The 25389-nt window shown below is 71.2% G+C and carries 23 protein-coding genes, 2 tRNA genes and 1 pseudogene; 9 read left to right on the top strand and 17 right to left on the bottom strand.

Features of this window, described 5'->3' with window-relative positions; translation table 11 throughout:
• Positions 1–40: 40 nt before the first annotated feature.
• Together NP048_RS00130 and NP048_RS00125 are read right to left on the bottom strand one after the other, a co-directional pair.
• Entirely contained in the window at positions 41–808 is a 768-nt protein-coding gene (locus tag NP048_RS00130; protein ID WP_227576956.1) for a class E sortase, read from the bottom strand.
• Entirely contained in the window at positions 805–1662 is an 858-nt protein-coding gene (locus NP048_RS00125; RefSeq protein WP_227576955.1) for a DUF881 domain-containing protein, read from the bottom strand. The genes NP048_RS00130 and NP048_RS00125 overlap by 4 nt, the downstream gene beginning before the upstream one ends.
• A 188-nt stretch (positions 1663–1850) precedes the next feature.
• Here NP048_RS00125 and NP048_RS00120 point away from each other — a divergent pair, with 188 nt between their 5' ends.
• Positions 1851–2102 (top strand): cell division protein CrgA, encoded by a 252-nt coding sequence (locus tag NP048_RS00120; RefSeq protein ID WP_227576954.1) that lies wholly within the window; start codon positions 1851–1853, stop codon positions 2100–2102.
• Between the two features lie 188 nt (positions 2103–2290).
• Here the strand turns inward: NP048_RS00120 and NP048_RS00115 are convergent, their stop codons facing one another.
• Both NP048_RS00115 and NP048_RS00110 read right to left on the bottom strand, forming a co-directional pair.
• Positions 2291–3169 carry a rhomboid family intramembrane serine protease gene (locus NP048_RS00115; RefSeq protein WP_227576953.1) on the bottom strand — a complete coding sequence of 293 codons (879 nt, stop codon included), beginning with the start codon at positions 3167–3169 and terminating at the stop codon, positions 2291–2293.
• Between the two features lie 16 nt (positions 3170–3185).
• Entirely contained in the window at positions 3186–3725 is a 540-nt protein-coding gene (locus NP048_RS00110) for a peptidylprolyl isomerase (protein ID WP_227576952.1), read from the bottom strand.
• Positions 3726–3894: 169 nt separating this feature from the next.
• On the opposite strand from NP048_RS00110, the gene NP048_RS00105 reads away from it, so the two are divergent.
• The 4 genes from NP048_RS00105 to NP048_RS00090 all read left to right on the top strand — a co-directional run bounded on the left by NP048_RS00105 (position 3895) and on the right by NP048_RS00090 (position 9037).
• Complete coding sequence (locus NP048_RS00105; RefSeq protein WP_227576951.1) at positions 3895–4830, top strand: hypothetical protein; 936 nt, start codon at positions 3895–3897, stop codon at positions 4828–4830.
• 214 nt (positions 4831–5044) lie between these two features.
• Positions 5045–7486 carry a glycoside hydrolase family 9 protein gene (locus NP048_RS00100; RefSeq protein WP_227576950.1) on the top strand — a complete coding sequence of 814 codons (2442 nt, stop codon included), beginning with the start codon at positions 5045–5047 and terminating at the stop codon, positions 7484–7486.
• Positions 7487–7710: 224 nt separating this feature from the next.
• A complete protein-coding gene (locus tag NP048_RS00095) occupies positions 7711–8409 on the top strand; it encodes a GNAT family N-acetyltransferase (RefSeq protein WP_227576949.1) in 699 nt (232 codons plus the stop codon).
• A 61-nt stretch (positions 8410–8470) separates the two neighbouring features.
• Complete coding sequence (locus NP048_RS00090; RefSeq protein ID WP_227576948.1) at positions 8471–9037, top strand: hypothetical protein; 567 nt, start codon at positions 8471–8473, stop codon at positions 9035–9037.
• A gap of 109 nt (positions 9038–9146) precedes the next feature.
• On the opposite strand, the gene NP048_RS00085 is transcribed toward NP048_RS00090, so the two are convergent.
• Entirely contained in the window at positions 9147–9353 is a 207-nt protein-coding gene (locus tag NP048_RS00085) for a cold-shock protein (RefSeq protein WP_089802810.1), read from the bottom strand.
• A 582-nt stretch (positions 9354–9935) separates the two neighbouring features.
• Positions 9936–11162, bottom strand: coding sequence for an RtcB family protein (locus NP048_RS00080; RefSeq protein ID WP_227576947.1), 1227 nt, complete (start codon positions 11160–11162; stop codon positions 9936–9938).
• A 199-nt stretch (positions 11163–11361) separates the two neighbouring features.
• Between NP048_RS00080 and NP048_RS00075 the strand changes: the two genes are divergently transcribed.
• Positions 11362–11829, top strand: coding sequence for an ATP-binding protein (locus NP048_RS00075; RefSeq protein WP_227576946.1), 468 nt, complete (start codon positions 11362–11364; stop codon positions 11827–11829).
• A gap of 119 nt (positions 11830–11948) precedes the next feature.
• Here NP048_RS00075 and NP048_RS00070 read toward each other — a convergent pair.
• The 4 genes from NP048_RS00070 to NP048_RS00055 all read right to left on the bottom strand — a co-directional run bounded on the left by NP048_RS00070 (position 11949) and on the right by NP048_RS00055 (position 12897).
• Positions 11949–12021, bottom strand: a tRNA-Ala gene (locus NP048_RS00070).
• 15 nt (positions 12022–12036) lie between these two features.
• A complete protein-coding gene (locus NP048_RS00065) occupies positions 12037–12156 on the bottom strand; it encodes a DLW-39 family protein (RefSeq protein ID WP_227576945.1) in 120 nt (39 codons plus the stop codon).
• Positions 12157–12216: 60 nt separating this feature from the next.
• A tRNA-Ile gene (locus NP048_RS00060) sits at positions 12217–12290 on the bottom strand.
• Between the two features lie 127 nt (positions 12291–12417).
• Entirely contained in the window at positions 12418–12897 is a 480-nt protein-coding gene (locus tag NP048_RS00055) for a DUF3566 domain-containing protein (RefSeq protein WP_227576944.1), read from the bottom strand.
• A gap of 241 nt (positions 12898–13138) precedes the next feature.
• Between NP048_RS00055 and NP048_RS00050 the strand changes: the two genes are divergently transcribed.
• Positions 13139–13285: a hypothetical protein gene (locus NP048_RS00050; protein ID WP_227576943.1), complete on the top strand. Its 147-nt coding sequence runs from the start codon at positions 13139–13141 to the stop codon at positions 13283–13285.
• 79 nt (positions 13286–13364) lie between these two features.
• Here NP048_RS00050 and gyrA read toward each other — a convergent pair whose 3' ends face one another.
• From gyrA to dnaN, 6 genes are all read right to left on the bottom strand, one after another.
• Positions 13365–15956 carry a DNA gyrase subunit A gene (gyrA, locus tag NP048_RS00045; protein ID WP_227576942.1) on the bottom strand — a complete coding sequence of 864 codons (2592 nt, stop codon included), beginning with the start codon at positions 15954–15956 and terminating at the stop codon, positions 13365–13367.
• 65 nt (positions 15957–16021) lie between these two features.
• Positions 16022–17989: a DNA topoisomerase (ATP-hydrolyzing) subunit B gene (gene gyrB / locus NP048_RS00040; protein ID WP_372456817.1), complete on the bottom strand. Its 1968-nt coding sequence runs from the start codon at positions 17987–17989 to the stop codon at positions 16022–16024.
• 320 nt (positions 17990–18309) lie between these two features.
• Complete coding sequence (locus NP048_RS00035) at positions 18310–18957, bottom strand: DciA family protein (RefSeq protein ID WP_227576940.1); 648 nt, start codon at positions 18955–18957, stop codon at positions 18310–18312.
• On the bottom strand, positions 18947–20143 hold the full coding sequence (gene recF / locus NP048_RS00030) for a DNA replication/repair protein RecF (protein ID WP_227576939.1): 1197 nt from the start codon (positions 20141–20143) through the stop codon (positions 18947–18949). Before recF ends, NP048_RS00035 begins: the two co-directional genes overlap by 11 nt.
• Positions 20144–20148: 5 nt before the next feature.
• On the bottom strand, positions 20149–21078 hold the full coding sequence (gene gnd / locus NP048_RS00025) for a phosphogluconate dehydrogenase (NAD(+)-dependent, decarboxylating) (RefSeq protein WP_227576938.1): 930 nt from the start codon (positions 21076–21078) through the stop codon (positions 20149–20151).
• A gap of 94 nt (positions 21079–21172) precedes the next feature.
• Entirely contained in the window at positions 21173–22303 is a 1131-nt protein-coding gene (gene dnaN / locus NP048_RS00020; RefSeq protein WP_227576937.1) for a DNA polymerase III subunit beta, read from the bottom strand.
• 813 nt (positions 22304–23116) lie between these two features.
• On the opposite strand from dnaN, the pseudogene NP048_RS00015 reads away from it, so the two are divergent.
• Both NP048_RS00015 and NP048_RS00010 read left to right on the top strand, forming a co-directional pair.
• Positions 23117–23245: pseudogene (locus NP048_RS00015) on the top strand (short-chain dehydrogenase/reductase); the annotation flags it as partial.
• 94 nt (positions 23246–23339) lie between these two features.
• Positions 23340–23537 (top strand): Rossmann-fold NAD(P)-binding domain-containing protein, encoded by a 198-nt coding sequence (locus NP048_RS00010; protein ID WP_227577227.1) that lies wholly within the window; start codon positions 23340–23342, stop codon positions 23535–23537.
• Positions 23538–23552: 15 nt separating this feature from the next.
• On the opposite strand, the gene dnaA is transcribed toward NP048_RS00010, so the two are convergent.
• Positions 23553–25112 carry a chromosomal replication initiator protein DnaA gene (dnaA, locus tag NP048_RS00005; protein ID WP_227576936.1) on the bottom strand — a complete coding sequence of 520 codons (1560 nt, stop codon included), beginning with the start codon at positions 25110–25112 and terminating at the stop codon, positions 23553–23555.
• Positions 25113–25389 lie beyond the last annotated feature (277 nt).

The raw sequence follows: 25389 nt of genomic DNA, 5'->3' as shown, positions 1-25389 counted from the left end.
CGCCGATCACGTCGCCCGTCGTCACGTGCTGCTCACGGCGTCACCCGAGCAGCTCGGCGGGAGTGCCGTCGGACACCGGGGCCCAGTAGTCCAGCACGCCGTGGACGACGTACCGCTCGCGCGCCGAGAACATGGGGTGGCACGTCGTCAGCGTGATGTACCGCTCCGTCGGCTCGACGCCCGGCTCGTTGGGCACGGGGGCGATGACGCGGACGTCGGCCGGCATGACGACCTCCATCGAGGTGACCCGGTACACGTACCAGGTGTCCGCGGTCCGCACGACCAGGGGGTCGCCGACCTGCAGCTCCTCGATGCGGTTGAACGGCTTGCCGAACGTCACCCGGTGCCCCGCGAGCGCGAAGTTGCCGACGCCGCCCGGCATGGCCGTGCCCTCGTAGTGACCGATGCCGAGGACGTCGAGGACCGTCGGCCGGTCCGTGCCCTGCGAGACGGGGCGCTCCTGCTCGCCCACCCATCGCGGGACCTGCAGCGTCGCGAACGTGGTCGCGTGGGGTGGCTCGTCGATGACGGGTGGCTCGTCGCGGCGCGGCTCGGCGACCCCGTCGTCGGTCTCGGCCGCCGCGGGCGTCTCGAAGCCGAGCTCGCGCACGATCTCGGCCTGCACGGCGTTGCCCTCGACGTCCGTCCACCACAGCTGCCACACCAGGAATCCGAGCAGCAGGACCCCGAGCGTGATGAGCAGCTCGCCGACCACGCCGACCACGCCGTACGCGATCGACGACCCGGCGGGCTTCCGTGAGGAGCGGGCGTGCGCCGACGGGGGCAACGCGACGGGCGGCGTGCTCACAGCCCCGCCCCCACGGGCGTGGGACGTGTCCCTGCCGCGTCCGCGGGCGCGGGCTGCCCGGACGGCTCGGGGGCGGGCTCCGCGACTCCGGGCAGCACCTCGACGTCGGAGGGCACCCGCGCCCAGGTCAGCTCGGTGGCGCCGGAGTACGCGGGGAGGTTGAGGGTGTCGCGGGTCTCGACGTCCCAGCCCAGGCCCAGCTCGCTCGCGTGCCGCACGTACGTGCTGACGGCGGCGTCGTCCGCGAGGGAGGCCCGCAGGGTGTCCGGGTCCCCGATGGCCGTGATGACGAACGGCGGCGAGTACATGCGCCCGTGCAGCCTCAGGACGTTGCCCTGGCACTGCACGCCGGTCGTGGACACGACGCGCTGGTCCATCAGGCCCATGGCCTCGGCGCCGCCAGCCCACAGGGCGTTCATGACCGCCTGGATGTCCTGCTGGTGGACCACGAGCAGGTCAGGGCGCACGTCCTCGTGCCGGACGTCGAAGGGTGCGTCGTCGAGCATCACGCGCAGGCCCGGTCCGGTGACGGGCGTGGACCCGCCGGCGACGAGGTCGCCCGCTCCGGTGGTCACGACGGGGCGGCCGGCCAGGGCGTTCTGCTCGGCGGTGAGGCGTTCGACCTCCGAGCGCAGCTCGTCGACCTCGGCAGACAGCTGCTGGACCGTCGTCGCCTGCTTCTGCGCGAGCTCGCGCAGGTTCTGCGGGTGACGGGCCTCGTCGTCACCGGAGCTGCGCGCGTTGACGGTGAACATCAGGCCGGACAGGCCCAGGACGAGTCCGACCGAGGCTGCGCCGCGCCACAGCCCGCCGCGGCGTGCGCGGGGCGCGCGGAGGTCGGAGGTCGTTGCCATTCCGCTCCCTCCGCCAGGGCCCGCACGGGCAGCGGGACGACAGCACTACGCTAGGTCACGTTCGGCGCACGCCGACACCGGTCCGCAGGTCGATGACACCAGGGCACCCGGACGGCCCACCGTACGCGGTCCCGGTGACGTCGACGCCCCGCCTGCCCACCGCACCGTCGCAGACAGGAGCCCCGCCCGTGCCCGAGTCGAAGTCGCGCAAGAAGGCGACATACACCCCGCCGCCGTCGAAGGCCTCCGCACCCAAGCCGCTGCCGCGCTGGTTCCTGCCCGTGTCCCTGGGCCTGATGATCCTCGGGCTCGTGTGGCTCGTCGTCACCTACCTGTCCCCGGGTGCCGGCTACCCGGTCCCGGGCATCGGCCAGTGGAACCTCGCCATCGGCTTCACGATCATCATCGTCGGCTTCGGGATGCTCACGCGCTGGCGCTGAGCACGTCCCGCAGCGCGGACGGCGAGGCGGGGATCGAGGCTGTGGGCACATATCGCCCACAGCCTCGTCCACAGGTAGCCACGTTCGTCGTCCACAGGCGGTGGACACACCTGTGGAGAACTACACGGTTGTAATTCCACAGGTGTGAGCAATCCTGGGGAGAGGGCGCGAACGTCGGCTCCGCGACGTCAGAGGACGCCGTACGAGGTGTACATCGTCCAGGTCACGACCGCGAGCACGACCACCAGGGCCAGCGGCGCGGCCCACCCGACGAGCGCGCGGCGCTCACGCGGCGCGTACGCGTATGCGGCCCCCAGGAGGGCGCCGACCACGAGGCCGCCGAGGTGCGCCTGCCAGGCGATCCCCGGCAGGACGAAGCCCAGGACACCGTTGAGCACGAGGATCCCGATGATGGGACCCGCGTCCCTGCCCGTGCGCCGCAGGACGACGAGCACCGCTCCGAACATGCCGAAGACCGCGCCCGAGGCGCCGACCATCGCGGTGAGCCACGTGCCCGTCGCCGGTGCGAGCAGGACCGCGCCCACCGAACCTCCGAGCGCGCTCACCAGGTACAACGTCGCGAACCGCGCGCGCCCGAGCGTCGCCTCCAGGTACGGCCCGACCATCCACAGCGCGATCATGTTGAACAGGATGTGGAAGACCTGCCCGGGCGAGTGCAGGAACGCAGCCGTGATGAAGCGCCACGGCTCGTAGGCCCCGGCCACCGGGCTGAACGCCCAGCGGGACGTCCACCCGGCAACGACGAGCTGAAGCACGTACGACGCCACGCACAGCCCGATGATCGTCAGCGTGACGACCGGGCGTCCGCGCCGCACGCGGCCACCGAAGGCGGTGCGCCCCTCGCGGGACGTCCGCGCCGCCTCGGCGACGCAGTCGACGCAGTGCACGCCGACCGCTGCGGGCCGCTGGCACTGGGGGCAGGCGGGACGACCGCACCGCTGGCAGCGGACGTACGCGACCCGGTCCGGGTGACGTGGGCAGACGGGCGGCTGCTGCGTCCCGTCACCGGGCACGCCGGACGACCCCGCGACGGGGCCGCCCGGCACGCCAGGGATGCTGATGTCAGTCCTCCACCGTGATGGACGTGATCGTGACGTCCTGCACGGGGCGGTCGCCGGCGCGCGTGGGCGTCGAGGCGATCGCGTCGACGACCTTGCGGCTCTCCTCGTCCGCGACCTTGCCGAAGATCGTGTGCTTGCCGTTCAGCCACGTCGTCGGCGCGACGGAGATGAAGAACTGCGAGCCGTTGGTGCCGCCGACCTTGCCGGTCACGGGGTTCAGCTGCTTGCCGGCGTTCGCCATGGCGAGCAGGTAGGGCTCCGAGAACGTGAGCTCGGGGTGGATCTCGTCGTCGAACTGGTAGCCGGGGCCGCCGCGGCCGTTGCCCAGCGGGTCGCCGCCCTGGATCATGAAGTCCGGGATGACGCGGTGGAAGACCACGCCGGAGTACAGCGGGTCGGTGCGGGGTGCTCCGGTGGACGGGTCGGTCCACTCCTTGGTGCCCTGCGCGAGGCCGACGAAGTTCTCGACGGTGCGCGGCGCGTGGTTCTCGTACAGCTCGACCCGGATGTCACCGGCGGACGTGTGGATGGTCGCGAACATGGGGCCAGTCTCGCACCAGGCGCCGACGACGCGCCCTGGTACGCAGCGGATTCGCCGTCGGCGAACCGCCGTTTCGCACGGGCACGACGGCACGGACAGTGGCAGAGTGTCTGGTCAGGACCTCGAACGACCCAGCCCGAGACCAGCCGAGACAGCGTGGGAGTGGCAGATGACCCATCGTCCGAAGATCGACGTGGACACCGAACGGCTCAAGACACAGGCCGCCGTGATCGGCGCCTCGCTCGCCGACGGCGCCAAGGACGCAGCAGGGAGAGCCGGTGACGCGGCGGGGCACGCGAAGGAGTGGACCACGCCCCGGGTCGAGGCCTTCGTCGCCTGGCTGCTGCCGCGCGTCGACCACCTCTACAAGGAGAGCGTGAAGAGCGCGGCCCCCCAGGTCGAGAAGGCCGCCCGGATGGCGACCCCGGCGATCGACACGGCGCACGACAAGCTCGTCGACGAGCTGATCCCCAAGCTCGTCGCGGCCGTGAACGAGGCGGCCGTGAAGGCCGGCGCGCAGGCCGAGATCGCCGCGGGTGTCGCGGCGGGCCAGGCGGGCAAGCAGTCGAAGAAGCTCGCCAAGGCGGCGCAGAAGGCCGCCAAGGAGGCCGCCAAGGCCGAGCGCAAGGGATCCGGCGCCAAGGTGTTCTGGGTCGTCGCCGGCCTCGCCGGTGCGGGCGCCGCGGCGTTCGCGTGGATGCGCTCGCGCTCCACGACCGACCCGTGGGCCGAGCCGTGGGAGCCGGCCGACTCGTTGGGCTCCGAGTCGCTCAAGGCCCGGGCGCAGACCGCCGTCGGTGACGCGGCGGACGCGGTCGGCGAGGCGGCCGGCGCCGCGGTCGCCAGGAGCCGCGAGGCCGCCGAGGCGGTCGCGCACGCGACGGAGGAGCTGGGCGACAAGGCCAAGGAGGCGGGCCAGGCCGCGCAGGAGACGGCGCGTCGGGCCACCCGTCGCTCCGCGTCGAAGAAGCTGGACGGCGACGCCGCGGCCGCGGAGGCCCCGGCCACCGACGCCCCGGCAGCCGACGCCCCGGCAAGCGACGCCCCCGCCGCCGCCGCCCCCGCGACCGACACCCCGGACCCGGTGGTCGACAAGGAGTCCTGACAGGCGACGCACGTCGTCGGCCCCGGCCCGTCCACCGACGGGCCGGGGCCGACGTGCGTTGCGTGGCTAAATGTTTCAGAGATGGACAGCCACGCGCGGTGTCAGCACGATCGGCGACAGGTTCCCTCCCTGGTGCGACGTCGGCGTCGCCCGGAGTGCGGCTCCTGTGGGAGCGCTCCACCAGCGCTCGTCCTCCCGTCTGAAGGGACGTGCCATGCCCCGCACCTCCGCCCGCAGCACGCGCCGTCGCGCGGTGTGGGCCGGCGCGGCCGCCGTCGCGGTCGTCGCCGGAGCCGTCACGCTCCCCGTGCAGGCGGCCCAGGCCGCTCCGGCGTACAACTACGCCGAGGCGCTGCAGAAGTCGATGTTCTTCTACCAGGCGCAGCGTTCGGGCGACCTGCCGGACGACTATCCCGTCTCGTGGCGCGGGGACTCCGCCCTCGAGGACGGCAAGGACGTCGGCAAGGACCTCACCGGCGGCTGGTACGACGCGGGCGACCACGTGAAGTTCGGTCTGCCCATGGCGTTCACCGCCACGATGCTCGCCTGGGGTGCGATCGAGAGCCCCGCCGGCTACACGCAGGCAGGCCAGACCGACGAGCTGCGCGACAACCTGCGCGCCGTCAACGACTACTTCGTCAAGGCGCACACCGCGCCCAACGAGCTGTACGTGCAGGTCGGCAAGGGCGACGACGACCACAAGTGGTGGGGCCCCGCCGAGGTCATGACGATGGCCCGCCCGTCCTACAAGATCAGCGCGTCCTGCCCCGGCTCGGACGCCGCCGCCGAGACGGCCGCCGCGATGGCGTCCGCGTCGATCGTCTTCAAGTCGTCCGACGCGGCGTACTCGGCGACCCTGCTGACGCACGCCAAGCAGCTCTACTCGTTCGCCGACACGTACCGCGGCAAGTACTCCGACTGCGTCACCGACGCCCAGTCGTTCTACAAGTCGTGGTCGGGCTACCAGGACGAGCTCGTGTGGGGCGCGTACTGGCTGTACAAGGCCACCGGTGACGCGACGTACCTGACCAAGGCCGAGTCGGAGTACGACAAGCTCAGCAACGAGAACCAGACGTCGACCAAGTCCTACAAGTGGACCGTCGCGTGGGACGACAAGTCGTACGCCACCTACGCGCTGCTCGCGATGGAGACCGGCAAGCAGAAGTACGTCGACGACGCGAACCGCTGGCTGGACTACTGGACCGTGGGCGTGAACGGCGCCCGTGTGAACTACTCCCCCGGCGGGATGGCCGTCCTCGACTCGTGGGGCGCGCTGCGGTACGCCGCCAACACGTCCTTCGTCGCCCTCGTGTACTCCGACTGGCTGACGGACACCACCCGCAAGGCGCGGTACCACGACTTCGGGGTCCGGCAGATCAACTACGCGCTGGGCGACAACCCCCGCAAGGCGTCCTACGTCGTCGGCTTCGGGGTCAACCCGCCGAAGAACCCGCACCACCGCACCGCGCACGGCTCGTGGCTGGACTCCCTCAAGGACCCCGTCGAGACGCGCCACGTGCTGTACGGCGCCCTGGTCGGCGGGCCGGGCACCGCCAACGACGCGTACACCGACGACCGCGGCGACTACGTCGCCAACGAGGTCGCCACCGACTACAACGCCGGCTTCACCAGCGCGCTGGCGTACCTGGCGGGCGAGTACGGCGGCACGCCGCTGGCCGGCTTCCCGACCGCCGAGAAGCCCGACCAGGACGAGTTCTTCGTCGAGGCCAAGCTCAACCAGCCGCAGTCGGGCGCGTTCACCGAGGTCAAGGCGATCATCCGGAACCGCTCGGCCTTCCCCGCGCGGTCGCTGACGAACGCGTCGATCCGCTACTGGTTCACGCTCGACGAGGGCGTGCCCGCCTCGAGCCTGTCGGTCTCGACCAACTACAGCGAGTGCGGCAGCCAGCCCGCCGCGGTCAAGCACGCGTCCGGCTCGCTCTACTACGCCGAGATCGGCTGCGCGGGCCAGAACATCCACCCCGGCGGGCAGTCGCAGCACCGGCGCGAGATCCAGTTCCGGGTGCAGGGGACCCTGCAGTGGAACGCGGTCAACGACCCGTCGTTCCAGGGCCTGCCCGCGACGGGCGACCCCGTCAAGACCAAGGGCATCACCCTCCACGAGGGCAGCACGCTGCTGTGGGGCACGGTGCCCGACGGTTCGGTGGACCCCACCCCGACGCCCACGGCCACCCCCACGCCGACGGCTACCCCCACGGTGACCCCGACGCCCACCGTCACGCCCACGCCCACAGTGACGCCCACGCCCACCGTGACGCCCACCCCGACGACGTCGCCGACCCCCACGCCGACCCCCACGCCGACCCCCACGTCGTCCCCGTCGTCGTGCACGGTCACCTACACCGCCAACAGCTGGGACTCGGGCTTCACGGCGTCGGTTCGGCTGAAGAACAGCGGCACGACTCCCCTGACGTGGAACCTGACGTTCGACCTCGCGGCCGGCCAGAAGGTTCAGCAGGGCTGGAGCGCGACGTGGTCCCAGACGGGCTCGACGGTCACCGCGACGGGTGCGGCGTGGAACGCCACGCTCGCCCCGGGTGCGTCGGTCGACCTGGGCTTCAACGGCTCGCACGCCGGCCAGAACCCCGCCCCGACGTCGTTCGCGGTCAACGGCGCGAGGTGCGCCGCGGGGTAACCAGACGGGTCCCGGTCCGGCTCGACCCCCGACGTCGCCGGATCGGGACCGATCCACCACCCGGGCGGGCGGCTCGCTCTGCCCGCCCGGGGAGGCGTCCGACGCGGGGGCGGTCGGACGCCGCACGAGGGCGTCGCGTGTTGCGCGCGACGCCCTCGTCGCCCCCGTTCGCCCGTCGCGGGTTTCCGGTTGACCGCGCGCCGTCCGCCCGGAACGCTGCGGGGGTGAGCGACGCACCCCTCCCCCCGCAGCCCGCAGCACCACCTCTCACCGACGCGGACATCTGGCCGCTCACGGGTCTGCGCGTGATCGGCGGGGGTCTGGAGCTGCGGGCGCCGGACGACCGGATGCTGTTCGACCTGGCACGTGTCGCGTCGCGGGGCGTGCACCGCGAGGACTACATGCCGTTCCTCTTCCCCTGGACCCGCGGGACCCCCGTGCAGGTCGCCCGCAGCGTCATGACCTACCAGTGGAGCCTGCGCCAACGCACCACGCCGGCGGACTGGGCGATCGAGCTCGCGGTGGTCCGCGACGGTGTGCCGCTGGGGACGCAGGGCGTGTACGCCAAGGACTTCCTGGTCACGCGGACTGCCGAGACGGGGTCGTGGCTCGGCCTGCAGCACCAGCACGGCGGCGTGGGCACCCGCATGCGGCTGCTGATGCTGCACCTGCTCTTCGAGGGGTTCGACGCGTTGCACGCGACGAGCTCGGCGTTCGTCGACAACCCCGGGTCGTCGGGCGTCAGCCGCAGGATCGGCTACCGCGAGAACGGTGTGCTGCACCAGGCGCGCGAGGGCGGGCCCGTCGACAGCCAGCTGTACGTCCTGGACCGCGCCGACTGGGACGCGCGCCCGGACGAGCTGCGTCTCGACGTGACGATCGAGGGTCTGGAGCCCGTCCGGCACCAGCTGGGCATGGCCTGACGCCCGCCCCGCCTGTCGGAGGTCCTGTCCAGCGCCGCCGGCAGGGGAGTAGCGTCCCGTCATGCTGCTCGCCGACCTGCAGGCCCGGGTGCGTATCGCACTGACCACGACGCTCGTCGACCAGTGGACGCTCTTCGCGCCCTCGACCGGCACCAGCCGCCCGTCGGACCGGACGATCTCGTTCCACCTCGGCTGGGCCCTGCACGGGACGATCGAGAAGTCGTGGGACGTCGACGCGGACTACGACCGCTCAGGCATGGTCCTGGAGGAGTCGGTCCGCTTCGACGGGTCCAGGGTGCGCCCGCCGCACCTCATCGTCCACCAGCGGGGCCGGCTGGGGCCGGAGCACAACCTGCTGCTCGTCGAGCTGACGGCTGACGCCTCGGCGGCCGTGCCCGGGGCGGCGGACCTCACGGTCGCGCACGCCATCCAGCAGCGCTTCGGGTACCGGTACGCGGTCCTCCTCGACCTGCGGCTGCGCGAGGACACGTCGACCGCGGACGTCCAGCCGCACTGGCAGTGGTCGACCCTCGAGGAAGGCCTGGTCACCGATGACCCGGTGCCCGTCTACACGGACGACGTGCTGGCGGACGTGACCGCGCGTGCCCGTCGCGGGGTCCAGCGCTGAGCGCACCGGCGAGGATCACACCGCCGAGGTCTGGCCCCTGGCGCGACCACACGCAGGAACGACGAAGGCCGCACAACGAGTCGCTGTGCGGCCTTCGGGTGTTCGTGGTTCAGAGCGGACGGATGTCCGACGCCTGGAGACCCTTGGGGCCCTGGGTGACCTCGAACTCGACCTGCTGGTTCTCCTCGAGGGTGCGGAAGCCGCCCGTCGAGACGATTGCGCTGAAGTGCGCGAACACGTCGGCGGAGCCGTCCGAGGGGGCGATGAAGCCGAACCCCTTCTCAGCGTTGAACCACTTAACGGTGCCGGTGGCCATGATGTCTTCTCTCGTTCGTTCCGCCGGCGCGCTGGTGCGGCGCCGGTTGCCGCGACCCGAAGGGCGCAGACGGTGAAGGGTCGACGTGCGACGCGCTCGGGGTGAGCTCGTGCGAGCCGGTGCCAGGAGGCACGTCGCACGGTCGAACGTCGGGGCGGTACCCACGGGCCGCGTCCAGCGGTCGTAGGCGTGGAAGCCGTCGGTGTGGCGGACGATCATGCCCGCGTACTCGCCACCGACGGTCCCGACCCACAGGTCGTCGTCGGCGGCACGCCAAACGGCGGCCGGTCCGGAGGTCACGCTCGGCGCTACGGCAACCGAGGGACTCTCGAAGATGGTGTGTGTGATGTTCTCTGCTTCCGCTCCGCACCCGGGTGGGCGGAGATCCTGACCGACAACGGTGCTGCCGGGTGCGTATGGTCCTCGCTTCGATGCTGAGGCCCGAAGTGCGCCGCGGAGGTGTTCGCGCGGCATGACGCTGTGAAGACACTAGCACGGTATCCGCGGACATGGCGACGACCCTCGGCCGCCCGGGTGTGCCAGGCGAGCCGAGGGTCGCGTCGTTGCAGGTCAGAGGCCCGCTCAGCCCTTCACGCAGACGATCGTCCGGAGACGTGTCACGACCTCCACCAGGTCGGCCTGCGCCGCGATCACCTGGTCCAGGTCCTTGTACGCACCGGGGATCTCGTCGAGCACCCCGGCGTCCTTCCGGCACTCGACACCGGCCGTCTGGGCCGCGAGGTCGTCGAGCGTGAAGGTCCGCTTGGCCGCGTTGCGGGACATCCTGCGCCCCGCGCCGTGGGACGCCGACCAGTACGACGCCGGGTTGCCCAGGCCCCGGACGATGTACGACCCCGTGCCCATCGAGCCCGGGATGAGGCCCAGGTCGCCGGCACCGGCCCGGATCGCGCCCTTGCGGGTCACGACGAGGTCGGCACCGTCGATGTGCTCGGTCGCGACGTAGTTGTGATGGACGTTCGCGACCTCCTCGAACGTCACGTCACGGTCGGCGAACGTGGCCCGGACGGCATCGACGAACAGCGTCATCATCACCGCACGGGACCGCGCCGCGTACTCCTGCGCCCACCACAGGTCGTTCAGGTAGGCGTCCATCTGCGGCGTGCCGGCCAGCAGGACCGCGAGGTCCCGGTCCACGAGGCCCTGGTTGTGGGGCAGGTCCTTGGCGACCGCCACGTGGACCTCCGCCAGGGACTTGCCGATGTTCCGGGACCCGGAGTGCAGCTGCAGCCACACCGTGTCGTCCTGGTCGAGGCAGACCTCCAGGAAGTGGTTGCCGCCGCCGAGCGTGCCCAGCTGCCGACGCGCGCGGGTCTCGAGGTCCTGGACGCGCGGCGTCAGCGACGCGAAGCGCGCCCAGAAGGCGTCGACGCCGCGCAGCGCCTCGGCGGTACGGGCCCGCGCGCCGATGGGCCGCAGGCGACGCAGGTCCACCGCCTCGTCGTGGGCACGGAAGCCCACCGGGATGCGGGCCTCCACCTCCGTGCGCAGCGCGTGCAGGTCGTCCGGGAGGTCGTCGGCCACCAGCGACGTGCGGACGCCGATCATGCCGCACCCGATGTCGACACCGACGGCGTTGGGGGAGACCGCGTCACGCATCGCGATGACGGACCCGACGGTGGCGCCCTTGCCGAGGTGGACGTCCGGCATGACCCGCACCCCGTGCACCCACGGCAGCGACGCGATGTTCCGCAGCTGCTGGAGCGCCGCCGGCTCGACGTCGTGCTCGTGCGCCCACATGAGCGTGGACGCTGCGGCACCGCGCAGCTCGACGGGGAACGTGCTGGTCATGACATCCCTCCTCGGGGATCGGCCCCGGCATCACCGGGACGGGGGGACCGGGCGGCGGGGTTGCCTGCCTGGCCGTGAGGAGCATCCACGGCTCGTCCCCCTCAGGTCATCGTGTTTTCGCACCAGGTCCACGGGTGCTCCGGATGCAGAACCGGCCCGGGCCTGTGACTCTCGATGCCGGACCACCGAGGAGGCACAGTTGACCGACAGCACGAGCGAGCGGCTGGTTCTCACCGAGACGGACGCGGGGCTGCCCGTCAGTCAGGCACCAGCGGGGTTCACGGAGGTGCGTCAGTGGGCGCTGGCCTCCACGGCGCAGCTGCGCACGCTGCGTCACGAGCTGGCCGACGAGATCGGCGCGAGGAAGAGCAGGAGCCCCCAGGACCTCGAGGCGACGCCGGGCAAGCTCGTCCTCATCGCGACCGAGCTCGCCGCCAACGCACTCACCCACGGTCTGCCCCCGACGATCGTCGCGCTGCGCCGCGCGCACGACCAGTGGCTGATCGACGTCGCCGACCACGACCCCGAGGCGGAACCCGTCTACGCGGGCACTCGCATCACGGGGGCGGGGGGCCTGGGCCTGCACCTCGCGCGGCAGCTGTCCCTCGACGTCGGGTGGTACGCGACCGGGCGGACGAAGAACATCTGGGCGACGTTCGGCGTCTGATCGGCCCGCGCCGCGCGACCAGACGCTGTGACGACCGGACAGCGTGGTGACCGGGAAGCGTGCAGCGTGCCGGGAACGCGGAACGGCGCAGGACACGAGGTCCTGCGCCGTCCGACGAGTGGAGCCAAGGGGACTCGAACCCCTAACCCCCTGCTTGCAAAGCAGGTGCGCTACCAATTGCGCCATGGCCCCCGGTTGGGCCCGCCGTCACTCGAAGGTGTCGGTGACCTCGGCCCAGAGGTCCCGCTCGTCACGGTCCTCCGCGTACTTCTGCCAGGCGATGTAACCGACGGCCGCGAGGGCGGCCAGAACCAGGAGCTTCTTCATCGGATCCCCCGTCTCGGGTGGGTGCCGGCAGTCCGCGGTACGACCTGCGTACCGGCAGCGTGGGCCTAACAGGACTTGAACCTGTGACCTCTTCCTTATCAGGGAAGCGCTCTAACCGTCTGAGCTATAGGCCCGTGACACGTCCACCGGATCGACCTCTGGCGGGAGATCAGCACCGGTGGGCGCGACGGTCGAGAGTACCCCAGGCGAGCCGCCGCACCCAAACCGGTGGGCGCCGCACCGCGAGGTGCTCTCCGTGGATCACTCGTCCGTCATGGTGACGTTCACGCCACCGACGAGCGCCGCCACGATGTTGTAGAGGAACGCACCGATGGTCGCGAGCGCCGTCAGCAGGAAGACGTCGATGACGCCCACCAGCGTGGCAGCCGAGACCGTCTTCTCGAACGAGACGAACGCCAGCAGGTCCGGGCTCTCCTGCCCGGCGACCTGCCGGATGAGGCCGTCGAGCTGCGAGAACACCTGCAGGCTGTCGAGCGTGAACCACACCACGATCGCCGCGACGACGATCATGATCCCGATCGCCACCGACAGCAGGAACGCGAGCTTCATGACCGACCACGGGTCGACGCGCGAGATCGCCAGGCGCACACGGCGGGGTCCGCCACCCACGGTGGGGATGCGGCCCGTCGCAGGGCGCGGGGTCGCCCCGGTGACAGGCGCCGTCGATCGGGGCGCAGGGCGCGCCGTCGCGGCACCGGCTGTCGTCGGCGTCGTGGTCATGTGGTCGTCCTCGGTGCGGGGGCGGGTCAGCTGAGAGTACGCCCTCGAGAGCCCGGTACCGGTGACTCCTGCGGCCTTCTTCAGCCAGACGGTGGTCGCGTCGACCGCCGTGACCAGAGGCGAAGGCGGCTCCTCGCCGTCACCGGGGTCAGCCGCGGTCGGCGTCGCGACCCGGGGGGGACGGGGGTCCGACGACTCCTGGCGTGCAGGCCCCTCCGTCCGGGGACCGGACGGCACCGAGGTGCGCCCGGTCGAGGACGAGGGGAGTGCGCTGCTGCGCACGTCGACCGTGTACGTCGGCGGCGCGGCTGCCTCGGCCCCGCCGATCGACGACCACGAGCTGCCGTTCGGCCCGCCGTGCTCGGCGGCCTGCACCGAGCCGCCCTGATCGCCAGGGCGCGTGCCGCCGCCCGTCAAGGGCGACGTGGGTCGCTTGCGCGGGGGGATCGAGGGGGGCGTGTCACTCATCAGTCCTCCGCGGGTCGGTCGCCGCTGTCCGGCACTGACCCGTCCGGGTCCGGTACGTCGGTTGCGTCGTGGTTGGCCACGTTCTCGCCCACGGTACCGCCATCGTCCTCGAGGTGTCGTTCACTGTTCCGGGCGACGGCGATGATCCGGTCGCCGGGATCCGGCTTGGCGAAGATGACACCCTGCGTCGTGCGACCCGTCGCGTTGACCTCCGACGTGGCGGAGCGCACGATCTTGCCGCGCTCCATGATGACGAGCACCTCGTCGTCCGGGTCCGTCACGAGCGCACCGACGAGCTCGCCGTTCGCCTCGGGCAGGTTCGCGACCTTGATGCCCAGACCGCCGCGGCCCTGCTGCCGGTAGTTCTCGACCGTGAGCGCCGTGCGCTTGGCGATGCCGCCCTCGGTGACGGTGAACAGGAACGCGTCCTCCCGCACGACGTCCATCGCGAGGAGGTCGTCGTCGTCGCGGAACTTCATGCCGGTGACGCCGCTCGTGGCGCGACCCATCGGGCGCAGCGCCTCGTCGGACGCCGTGAAGCGGACGGACTGACCGAGGCGGGAGACCAGGATCACGTCCTGGTCGGAGTCGACGAGTCGCGCGGCCACGAGCTCGTCCGGGCGACCCTCCTCGTCCTCGCGCAGGTTGATCGCGATGACGCCGCCGCTGCGGTTCGAGTCGTACTCCGTCAGGCGCGTCTTCTTCACCAGCCCGCGCTTGGTGGCCAGGACCAGGTGCTCGGCCTGCTCGTAGTCCTTGAGGTCGAGCACCTGGGCGATCTTCTCGCCCGGCTGGAACGCCAGCAGGTTCGCGACGTGCTGGCCCTTGGCGTCGCGGCCGGCCTCGGGCAGCTCGTACGCCTTGGCCCGGTACACCCGGCCGAGGTTCGTGAAGAACAGCAGCCAGCGGTGCGTCGTCGTGACGAAGAAGTGGTCGACCAGGTCGTCCTCGCGCAGCTGGGCACCGCGCACGCCCTTGCCGCCACGACGCTGCGCCCGGTAGGCGTCGACGCGCGTCCGCTTGGCGTAGCCGCCGCGCGTGATCGTCACGACGACGTCCTCCTCGGCGATGAGGTCCTCGATCGAGACCTCGCCGTCGAAGGGGAGGATGTGCGTGCGGCGCTCGTCGCCGAACTTCTCGACGATCGTCGCGAGCTCCTCGCTGACGATCTCGCGCTGCCGCACGGGCGACGCGAGGATCGCGTTGAGTCCGGTGATGACGGCCTCGAGCTCGGCGTGCTTGTCGAGGATCTCCTGACGCTGCAGCGCGGCCAGCCGGCGCAGCTGCAGGTTGAGGATCGCCTGCGCCTGCAGCTCGTCGATCTCGAGCAGCTCCATCAGGCCGCTGCGCGCCTGCTCGGCGTCGGGGGAGCGCCGGATGAGCGCGATGACCTCGTCGAGCGCGTCGAGCGCCTTGAGGTACCCGCGGAAGATGTGGATGTCCTCCTCCGCCTTGCGCAGGCGGTAGCGCGTGCGGCGCTGGATGACGTCGATCTGGTGCGACGTCCAGTGCCGGACGAACGCGTCGAGGCTGAGTGTGCGCGGAACGCCGTCGACGAGCGCGAGCATGTTGGCGCCGAAGGTGTCCTGCAGCTGCGTGTGCTTGTACAGGTTGTTGAGGACGACCTTGGCGACCGCGTCGCGCTTGAGGACGACGACGAGACGCTGCCCGGCGCGCCCCGACGTCTCGTCGCGGATGTCCGCGATCCCCTGGATGCGGCCGTCCTTGACGAGGTCCGCGATCTTCTTCGCCAGGGTGTCCGGGTTGACCTGGTACGGCAGCTCGCTGACCACGAGGCACTGACGGCCCTGGATCTCCTCGACCTCGACGACGGCACGCATCGTGATCGAGCCGCGACCCGTGCGGTAGGCGTCCTCGATGCCGCGCCGGCCCAGGATCGTCGCCGCGGTGGGGAAGTCGGGGCCCTTGATGCGCGCCATGAGCGCCTCGAGGAGCTCCTCCTTCGACGCCTCCGGGTGCTCCAGGTGCCACTGAACCCCGGCGGCGACCTCGCGCAGGTTGTGCGGCGGGATGTTGGTCGCCATGCCGACGGCGATGCCCGCCGAGCCGTTGACCAGCAGGTTCGGGAACCGGGCGGGCAGGACGGCCGGCTCCTGCGTGTGGCCGTCGTAGTTGTCCTGGAAGTCGACGGAATCCTCGTCGATGTCCCGGACCATCTCCATGGCCAGCGGCGCCATCTTGGTCTCGGTGTACCGCGGGGCGGCCGCCGGGTCGTCGCCGGGGGAGCCGAAGTTGCCCTGGCCGGACGCCAGCGGGTACCGCATCGACCAGTCCTGCACCAGGCGGACGAGGGCGTCGTAGATCGCCGTGTCACCGTGCGGGTGGTACTTGCCCATGACGTCGCCGACGACGCGGCTGCACTTGGAGAACTGCCGGTCGGGGCGGTAGCCGCCGTCGTACATCGCGTAGATGACGCGCCGGTGCACCGGCTTGAGGCCGTCGCGGACGTCCGGCAGCGCACGTCCGACGATGACGGCCATCGCGTAGTCCAGGTACGAGCGCTGCATCTCGAGCTGCAGGTCGACCTGCTCGATGTTGCCGTGCTCGATCTCGCCCGGTGTCTCGGTCACGTGCGGGTCACTCCTGTTCGGTGCCTGGCTGGGTCGCGGTCGCCGGCGTCACGCCGGCGTCCGCGTCAGATGTCGAGGAAGCGCACGTCCTTGGCGTTGCGCTGGATGAACGCGCGACGGGCCTCGACGTCCTCGCCCATCAGCACCGAGAAGATCTCGTCGGCGGCCGCGGCCTCGTCCATCGTCACCTGCAGCAACGTGCGGTGCTCGGGCGACATGGTCGTCTCCCACAGCTCCGTGTAGTCCATCTCGCCCAGACCCTTGTACCGCTGGATCGCGTTGTCCTTGGGCAGGCGCCGGTTGTTCGCACGCCCGTCCGCGATCACGGCGTCACGCTCGCGGTCCGAGTAGACGTAGTCGTGCGGCGCGTTGCTCCACTTGATGCGGTACAGCGGCGGCTGCGCCATGTAGACGAACCCACCCTTGATGAGCTCCGGCATGTAGCGGAAGAGCAGCGTCAGCAGCAGCGTGCGGATGTGCTGGCCGTCGACGTCGGCGTCGGCCATCAGGACGATCTTGTGGTACCGGAGCTTCGCGATGTCGAAGTCCTCGCCGATGCCGGTACCGAAGGCGGTGATGAGCCCCTGCACCTCCTGGTTGCCCAGGGCCTTGTCCAGACGCGCCCGCTCGACGTTGAGGATCTTTCCGCGGATCGGCATGATCGCCTGCGTGCGGGGGTTGCGCCCACGGACGGCGGAGCCGCCGGCGGAGTCACCCTCGACGATGAAGACCTCGCACTCGGCCGCGTTGTTGGACTGGCAGTCGCGCAGTTTGCCGGGCATCGAGTTGGACTCGAGCAGACCCTTGCGGCGCGTCGCCTCACGGGCCTTGCGCGCGGCCATGCGCGCGGCCGCCGCCTGCATCGACTTGCGGATGACGTCCTTCGCCTCGGACGGGTGGGCGTCGAGCCACGCACCCAGCTGGTCGTTGACGACCTGCTGGACGAACCGCTTGGCGTCGGTGTTGCCGAGCTTGGTCTTGGTCTGGCCCTCGAACTGCGGCTCGCCGAGCTTGACGGAGATGACGGCCGTGAGTCCCTCGCGGATGTCGTCACCCGTGAGGTTCTCGTCCTTGTCCTTGAGGATGCCCTTCTCGCGCGCGTAGCGGTTGATCAGCGACGTCATCGCCGCCCGGAACCCCTCCTCGTGCGTGCCGCCCTCGGTCGTCGAGATCGTGTTGGCGAACGTGTGGACCGACTCCGAGTAGGCGGTGGTCCACTGCATCGCGATCTCGACCGCGATCTTGCGGCTCTTGTCCTCGGCCTCGAAGTCGATGACCTCGGGGTGCACGTGATCGACCTTCTTGGCCGAGTTCAGGTGCTTCACGTAGTCGACCAGGCCGCCGTCGTACCGGTAGGTGACGCGACGCGCCGGCGTGGACGCCTGCTCCCCGCCGCCCTCCCCGGTGACCTCGTCCTCGGTCCCCGTGTGCGCCGGGCGCTCGTCCGTCAGCGAGATCTGCAGCCCCTTGTTGAGGAACGCGTACTGCTGGAAGCGCGCGCGCAGCGTCTCGAAGTCGTAGTCGACGGTCTCGAAGATGGTCGGGTCCGCCCAGAACGTCTGCGACGTGCCGGTGTCGTTCGTCGGCTCGCCCTGGCGCAGGTCGCCCACGGGCTTGCCACCGTCGGCGAAGTCCTGGCTCCAGACGTACCCGTCGCGCCTGACGACCGTCTCGACACGGGACGACAGCGCGTTGACGACCGAGATGCCGACGCCGTGCAGACCACCCGACACCGCGTACCCGGCTCCACCGAACTTGCCGCCGGCGTGCAGGATCGTCATGACGACCTGGACGGTCGGGCGACCCTCCGTCGGGTGGATCGCCACGGGGATGCCACGGCCGTTGTCGGTCACGCGCACGCCGCCGTCGGCGAGCAGGGTGACGTCGATCGCGTCGCAGTAGCCGGCGAGCGCCTCGTCGACGGAGTTGTCGACCACCTCGTAGACGAGGTGGTGCAGGCCACGGGCACCGGTCGAGCCGATGTACATGCCGGGCCGCTTGCGGACGGCCTCGAGCCCTTCGAGAACCGTGATCGCGCTGGCGTCGTAGGTGCCGTCGTCCGTGAGGCGCTCCCGGAACGGCGCCGCCGGGTCCTGCCCCTCGGTGGTCTCGTCCTGCGGGTCGCGAGGGGTGCTCTGGTCGGCCACGGGCAGCGGTTCTCCTCGAGAGCTCGATACGCGCCAGGCGCGTCGTGAGCGGCTGTGAACCGCCGGACAGTCCAGATCACCCCACAGCAGCGGAGTTCTGGGCTCACGAGGGCACGCAGGCGCCTTTGTTGACCTGTCCAGTCTACCTGGTGGACGCCCCGTTTCGGGCAGGCTCAGCCCGTACCCGCCGTGCTCTCGCGAGCACGTCAGCCGTACGTGTCGCGCGGTCCGCGACCGGCGACCCGTCGCGGCCCGCGACCGAACCCGTGGCCGGCCGGTCCCAGCACCTCGATCTGCACGACGACGCCCTCACCCAGCGTCTCGTCGAACCGCGCCAGCATCGTCGGCGCCAGCAACCGCAGATTCGCCGCCCACGCCGTCGAGGACGCCCGGACCGTCAGCAGACCGGACGCGAACGAGACGTACTCGCAGTGCTCCGCCACCTGCGGGCCGACGATCTGCGCCCACCGGTGCACGAGGTCACCGACCATCAACCCCGGCTCCCAGCCCAGGTCGCGCGCGAGGAGCCCAGCGGACACCGCGAGCGGCTGGGGGTCGCGCGGCCCGGCCGCGGACCCGCTGCTGATCGGCCGGCTGCGGACCACGCCGGGACGCAGCCCGCGGGCTCGCGCCGCAGCCTTCGCACGGGCGAGAGCCGCACGCACCACCTGCTCCGGGGGAGTGAGCGTGACCAGCTCGGACACCGGCAGACCGTCCGGGACGGCCGTCGGCGCCGGCAGGAGGCTGTCGTCGTCGGGCGGGCCGTCCTGCGGGCCGGTCGACCGGTGGCCGTCGACGGGGGAGCGCGAGCCGGCAGGGGAGGGCTCCGCACCACGGGCGCGCCTAGAGGACACGCGCCACCTCCCCACCCATGACGTCGACGCGCGCGCCGGCCAGCGGCTCAGGGACGTCCTGCGGCACAGCCGCCGTCACCAGCACCTGCCGGGCGCCCGCGACGAGCTGCGCGAGACGCTCACGCCGGCGCGTGTCCAGCTCCGCGAAGACGTCGTCCAGGATCAGGACCGGTTCGCCGTCCGGTCCCCAGTCGGCCGACCACGCGCCGGCGTCGTCGACACCGTGCGTCAGCAGGGCGTACGACGCGAGCCGCAGCGCCAGCGCCACCGACCACGACTCGCCGTGGGACGCGTACCCCTTGGCCGGCAGGTCACCGAGCTGGAGCACGAGGTCGTCGCGGTGCGGCCCCACGAGGCACACCCCCCGCTCGATCTCCTTGCCGCGCAGACGCCCCATCGCGTCGAGCAGGCGTGCCTCGACCAGCTCGACGCCCGCGTCGGGGTCCACCGACGGCTCGTCCTCGGCCTGTCCGAGCGCGGCGTCCAAGGACGAGCGGTACGTCAGGCGCAGCTCACCCTGACCGGCGCTGACCTGGTCGTACGCGTCGGCCGCGCGCGGCCGGAGCGCGGCCACGAGCGCCTGACGGGCCACGACCACCTGCGCACCTGTCTGCGCGAGCTTGGCGTCCCACACGTCGAGCGTGCGCAGGTCGGCGCCCGCGCGTGCACGGGTCGCCGCCCCGGCGGACTTCAGGAGCGCCGAACGCTGCCGCAGGACGCGCTCGTAGTCGCCGAGCACCCCGGCGATCCGCGGCGTGAGCTGCACCAGGAGGTCGTCGAGGAACCGCCGCCTGCCGTCCGGGTCACCCTTGACGAGCGCGAGGTCCTCCGGAGCGAACAGCACGGTCCGCAGGATGCCCAGGACGTCGCGCGCCCGGCCGGGCGATCCGCCGTTGATGCGCGACCGGTTGGCCTTTCCCGGCGTGATCTCGACCTCGACCAGCGTCGGCCGCTCCTCGCGCACCACCTTGGCGCGCACGACGGCCCGGTTCGCGCCCGCCCGCACCAGGGCGGCGTCCGACGGCACGCGGTGGCTGCCCAGCGTCGCGACGTAGCCGACCGCCTCGACGAGGTTCGTCTTGCCCTGCCCGTTGGGGCCGACGAGCGCGGTGATGCCCGGCTCGAGCGGGAGCTCGACCTGGGAGTACGACCGGAAGTCGGTGAGGGACAGGTGCGCGACGTACACGCGGCTCAGGCCTCCGAGGTGGGTGGCGCGCTCGGGGTGACGGTCTGTGCGCCGGCGGCGCGCACGGCGTGACCACCGAACTGCTGGCGCAGCGCCGCGACGGCCTTCATCGCGGGGGACTCACCCTGGCGCGAGGCGAACCGTGCGAAGAGGGCAGCGGAGATGACGGGCGCCGGCACGGCGAGGTCGATCGCCTCGTCGACGGTCCAGCGGCCCTCGCCCGAGTCCTCGACCCAGTCGTCGATCGCCCCGAACTGGGGGTCCTCGGACAGGGCCTGGACGAGCAGGTCCAGCAGCCACGAACGCACGACGGTCCCGTTGGTCCACGCGCGCATCGTCGCCGGCACGTCCGTGACCAGGTCCTTCGCCGCCAGGAGCTCGTAGCCCTCCGCGTACGCCTGCATCAGCCCGTACTCGATGCCGTTGTGCACCATCTTGGCGTAGTGCCCCGCGCCGACGGGCCCGGCGTGGACGAACCCGTCCGCGCGCTCACCGGGCGGCCGCAGCGCGTCGAACACCGGCATCGCCCGCTCGACGTCCTGCGGAGCACCGCCCACCATCAGGCCGTAGCCGTTCTCCAGCCCCCAGATGCCCCCCGACACACCCGCGTCGATGAAACCGACGCCCCGCTCGGCGAGGACCGCCGCGTGCGGCTGGTCGTCCTGGTAGTAGGAGTTGCCGCCGTCGATGACCAGGTCCCCCGGGGCCAGCAGACCCGCGAGGTCGTGGATCACCGCGTCGGTGATCGGGCCGGACGGCACCATGACCCAGACCACCCGCTCACCCGCGGGGAGCGCCCCGACCAGCGACTCGAGCGACGGCACGTCGGTGACCTGGGGGTTGCGGTCGAACCCGGTGACCTCGATACCCGCGTCCCGGATCCGCTGGCGCATGTTCGCACCCATCTTGCCCAGACCAACCAGACCGATGTGCATCGTCTTGCCCCTCTCCGCCGCGCGTCGTGGTCCGTTCCCGACCACCGTCCTGGCCACTGTGCCGTACCCACGGCACGGACGCGCATGCGGCCTGTCAGCTCGCGAAGCGGATCGGTACCAGCAGGTAGCGGTAGTCCTTGAGGTCGTCGCCCTCGAGCGACTCCTGACCCGTGAACTCCACAGGCTTGTTCGGGTGCGTGAACGACATGCGGACGAACGTCGTGTCGATCGCACCCAGCCCGTCGGCCAGGAAGTGCGGGTTGAAGGCGACCGAGATGTCCTCGCCCGCCAGGACGGCCTCCAGGGCCTCGGACGCCTGCGCGTCGTCACCCTGGCCGGCGTCGAGCACGACCTGGCCCTCGCTGAAGCTCAACCGGATCGGTGTGTTGCGCTCGGCGACGAGCGCCACGCGCTTGGCGGCCTCGGCCAGTGCCTGCCGGTTGACGATGGCGTGGATCGGGGTGTCGTCGGGGAACAGCCGCCGCACGGGCGGGTAGTCGCCGTCGACCAGCAGGCTCGTCGTCTGACGACCGGCGGCCTCGAACCCGATGAGGTCGATCCCGCCACCCGTCGACAGCGCGACCGACACCGAGCCGGACCCGCCCAGCGACTTCGCCGCGTCGGAGAGGGTCCGGGCGCGCACGAGCGCGACCGCCTCCACGCCGGGGTTCGCGGGCTTCCACGTCATCTCGCGCAGCGCGAGGCGGTACCGGTCGGTGGCGAGCAGCGTGACGCGCTCGCCCTCGATCTCGACGCGCACCCCGGTGAGGAGCGGGAGGGTGTCGTCGCGGCTCGCCGCGACGGACACCTGGGCGACGGCGTGCGTGAGCTCGTCGCCGTCGACGGTGCCGGTGACCTCGGGCATGACGGGCAGGCTCGGGTAGTCCTCGACCGGCATGGTCAGCAGCGTGAAGCGGCTCGCACCGCACGTGACCTGCACCTTCGTCCCGTCAAGGACGACGTCGACGGGCTTGGCCGGCAGGGAGCGGGAGATCTCCGCAAGCAGGCGCCCCGAGACCAGGACCGTGCCCGGCTCGCTCACGTCGGCCGGCAGCTGTGCCCGCGCGGAGACCTCGTAGTCGAAGCTCGAGAGCTGGACCGTGCCGGTGGTGTCGGCCTCGATACGCACGCCTGCGAGGACGGGCACGGGCGGCCGCGTCGGCAGGCTGCGTGCCGTCCACGTGACCGCATCGGCGAGCACGTCACGGTCGACACGGAACCTCATGCATCACCTTCTCGTCGTCCGGCCCTGGTGCCCTCGTCGGTGCGGGCCTTCGCGAGCACGTCGGGGCACGTCAGCGAGCGCTGGCGGGTCTGCCCGAAGACTACGCGACAGGCCCGACAGCGGTACACACCACGCCTCGTGGATTTGTCCTTGCGGCACGGGGGCCGAGGCGTCGCCCCGCCCGCCCCAACGTCGGTGTGTGGATCTCTGCATGATGGATGGTTCGTCATCGTCATCGGGGCTGTTGATGATGGGGACAAGTGGTCCGGGTGCAGGTCACAAGGCGTGTCGCCCTGTGCGGGCCATGGGGAGGACACGCCGAGCGACCGGTGGACGGCGGTGGACGGTCCGAGCGGCGTCCCACGGCGTCCACCGATGACCCCCTGCCCGTCCACAGCCTGCGTGCGTGTCGTCCACCGCTGTCCACAGGTCTGTACACAGGTGTGCACATTCGTCCCATGCATGCTTTGCGGAGTCCCGTTGATGTGGATACACGCGGTTTCCGGCCGTTGAGATGCATTAGTCGCCCCCTCGCGACGTCGACGGGTGGGCCCGTGCCGTCTGTGCCGATGGCAGAAGAGGTCGCGTTTCACCGCACGTTCGCTGACGTTTCTGCAGGTCAGGCGGGCGCGGCCAGCTGCGGCGGGCATGCCGCACGTGTCCGCTTGGTCCGGTTGGGTGAAGGAGTTCACAAGTGTCCCCAGGCGGTGGGTAACCCTGTGGATAACTTGGAGAGGGTGAGATCTCCAGGGGAGAGCCGAGCATGAGCGAGCAGACGTCCGTCGGGCAGCACCGGCTGCCGGGTACCGGGTCGTGGCCACCGCGCGGGACCTGCAGCGTGTGCAGGACGCGCTCGGCGAGCACGAGAACCTGCTCCCGGTCGCGCTGGACGTGACCGACCCTGCCGCGGCCGAGGCCGCTGTCGCCGCGGCGGTCGAGCGGTTCGCGCGTATCGACGTGCTGGTGAACAACGCCGGTAACTTCCGTCGACGACTACGCGGAGCGCACCTCGCAGGCCATCGCGGCCTGGAAGGCCATGAACGGCCGGCAGGGCCCAGACCCCGCCAAGCTCGGCGCGGCGCTCGTCACCATGGCCGCCCTCGACCCCCTGCCGCTGCGCTTCGTCGGCGGTGCCGACGCCGTGACCGGCGTCGAGCAGAAGGCCCACCTGGTGCTTGAGCAGGTCGACGCCCACCGCGAGCGCTCGATCGCCATGAGCATCGACGGAAGCTGACGGAGCCCGCCGGGCTCAGCCCCGGTGCTGCTGCTTGATGCGGTTCGTCAGCTCGGTGACCTGGTTGTAGATCGAGCGGCGCTCGGCCATCAGCTCACGGATCTTGCGGTTCGCGTGCATGACCGTGGTGTGGTCCCGCCCTCCGAACGCCTGCCCGATCTTCGGGAGCGACAGGTCCGTCAGCTCGCGGCACAGGTACATGGCGATCTGTCGCGCCGTGACGAGCACGCGCGAGCGGCTCGAGCCGCACAGGTCCTCGATCGACAGGCCGAAGTACGCAGCCGTCTGCCCGATGACGGTGGTCGCGGTGATCTCCTGCGTCTGGTCGTCGGTGATCAGGTCCTTGAGCACGATCTCGGCCAGCGACACGTCGACCAGCTGCCGGTTGAGGTTGGCGAACGCCGTGACGCGGATGAGCGCACCCTCGAGCTCGCGGATGTTGGTCGAGATCCGCGAGGCGATGTACTCCAGGACGTCGTCCGGAGCCTGCAGCCGCTCGCTCGCGGCCTTCTTGCGCAGGATCGCGATCCGGGTCTCGAGGTCGGGCGGCTGGACGTCGGTGATGAGGCCCCACTCGAAGCGCGAGCGCATCCGGTCCTCGAACCCGTTGAGCTGCTTGGGTGGGACGTCGGACGTGATGACGACCTGCTTGCTCGCGTTGTGGAGGGTGTTGAACGTGTGGAAGAACTCCTCCATCGTCTGTTCCTTGCCCTGCAGGAACTGGATGTCGTCGATGAGCAGGACGTCGACCTCGCGGTAGCGCCGCTGGAACGCCCCCGCCTTGCCCTCACCGATCGAGTTGATGAAGTCGTTGGTGAACTCCTCGGAGTTCACGTACCGCACACGGACGGTGGGGTAGAGGTTCTGCGCGTAGTGCCCGATGGCGTGGAGCAGGTGCGTCTTGCCCAGCCCGGAGTCGCCGTAGATGAACAGCGGGTTGTACGCCTTGGCGGGAGCCTCCGCTACCGCCACCGCGGCCGCGTGGGCGAACCGGTTGGACGAGCCGATGACGAACGTCTCGAACAGGTACTTGGGATTGAGCCGCGCAGGCTCCGACAGTCCGCGCCGAGGTGCGGGGGCACCGTACGACGACCCGTCGACCGCGCGGAGCGACGGGCGCGTCTCCGCGCGGTGCTCGCCGTCCGGTGCGTCGTCGTCGGGGGGCGTCGAGTCGGACGAGTGATCGCGCAGGAACCCGGGGTGCGACGTCACGAGAGCGAGGTCCGGCCGCTGCTCGCCGTTGCGCTCGTAGGCAGGCGCAGCGGTGGTGGAGGCGGGGACGACGCGCAGCGCCGGCGGAACGTCGTCCGCGACGTCGGCGTCGACCGTGATGGCGAAGCGCGCCTCACGTCCGAGTGCCTCGGTCAGTGCCTGCGTCACCTCCGCACGCACCCGCGTCTCCAGGTACTCCTTGGTGAGGTCGTTGCCGACGGCGAGGAGCATGGTGCCGTCCAGCAGCCCGAGGGGGTGTGCCAGACGGACGAAGGCGAGCTGCCGCGGAGTGATGTCCGGACTCGCCTCGAGGCTCGTGACGACGTGGCCCCAGACGCGGGTCGGCTCTTCGTCCTGTGACAACGTCTACCTCGATGATCGGGTCGTGCGGGCTGGCTGAGTGTGGCACGGGCAACTGTCGTCCACATAGTTGTCCACACCTGTGAGCGCGCGTGACGAGCATCTCGTCCGGCAAGCTGTCGCCGCGCGGCGAGGGCTCCCTGACGCCGGCTCCGGCCACGCTCCCACGCTGGTGGGGGTGCGGCGCGACACGACCGGCCGGCGGGGTCGAGCCGCGCGACCACCCCGATGCTAACGGCGTCCCGAGCCTGGCGTCAGCCTGCGACCGGGTGAGAGATGG

This window comes from Cellulomonas xiejunii (assembly GCF_024508315.1).
Taxonomy (GTDB): domain Bacteria; phylum Actinomycetota; class Actinomycetes; order Actinomycetales; family Cellulomonadaceae; genus Cellulomonas; species Cellulomonas xiejunii.
Note: the sequence above shows the minus strand (reverse complement) of the source record. Positions and strands in the feature narration are given on the sequence as shown.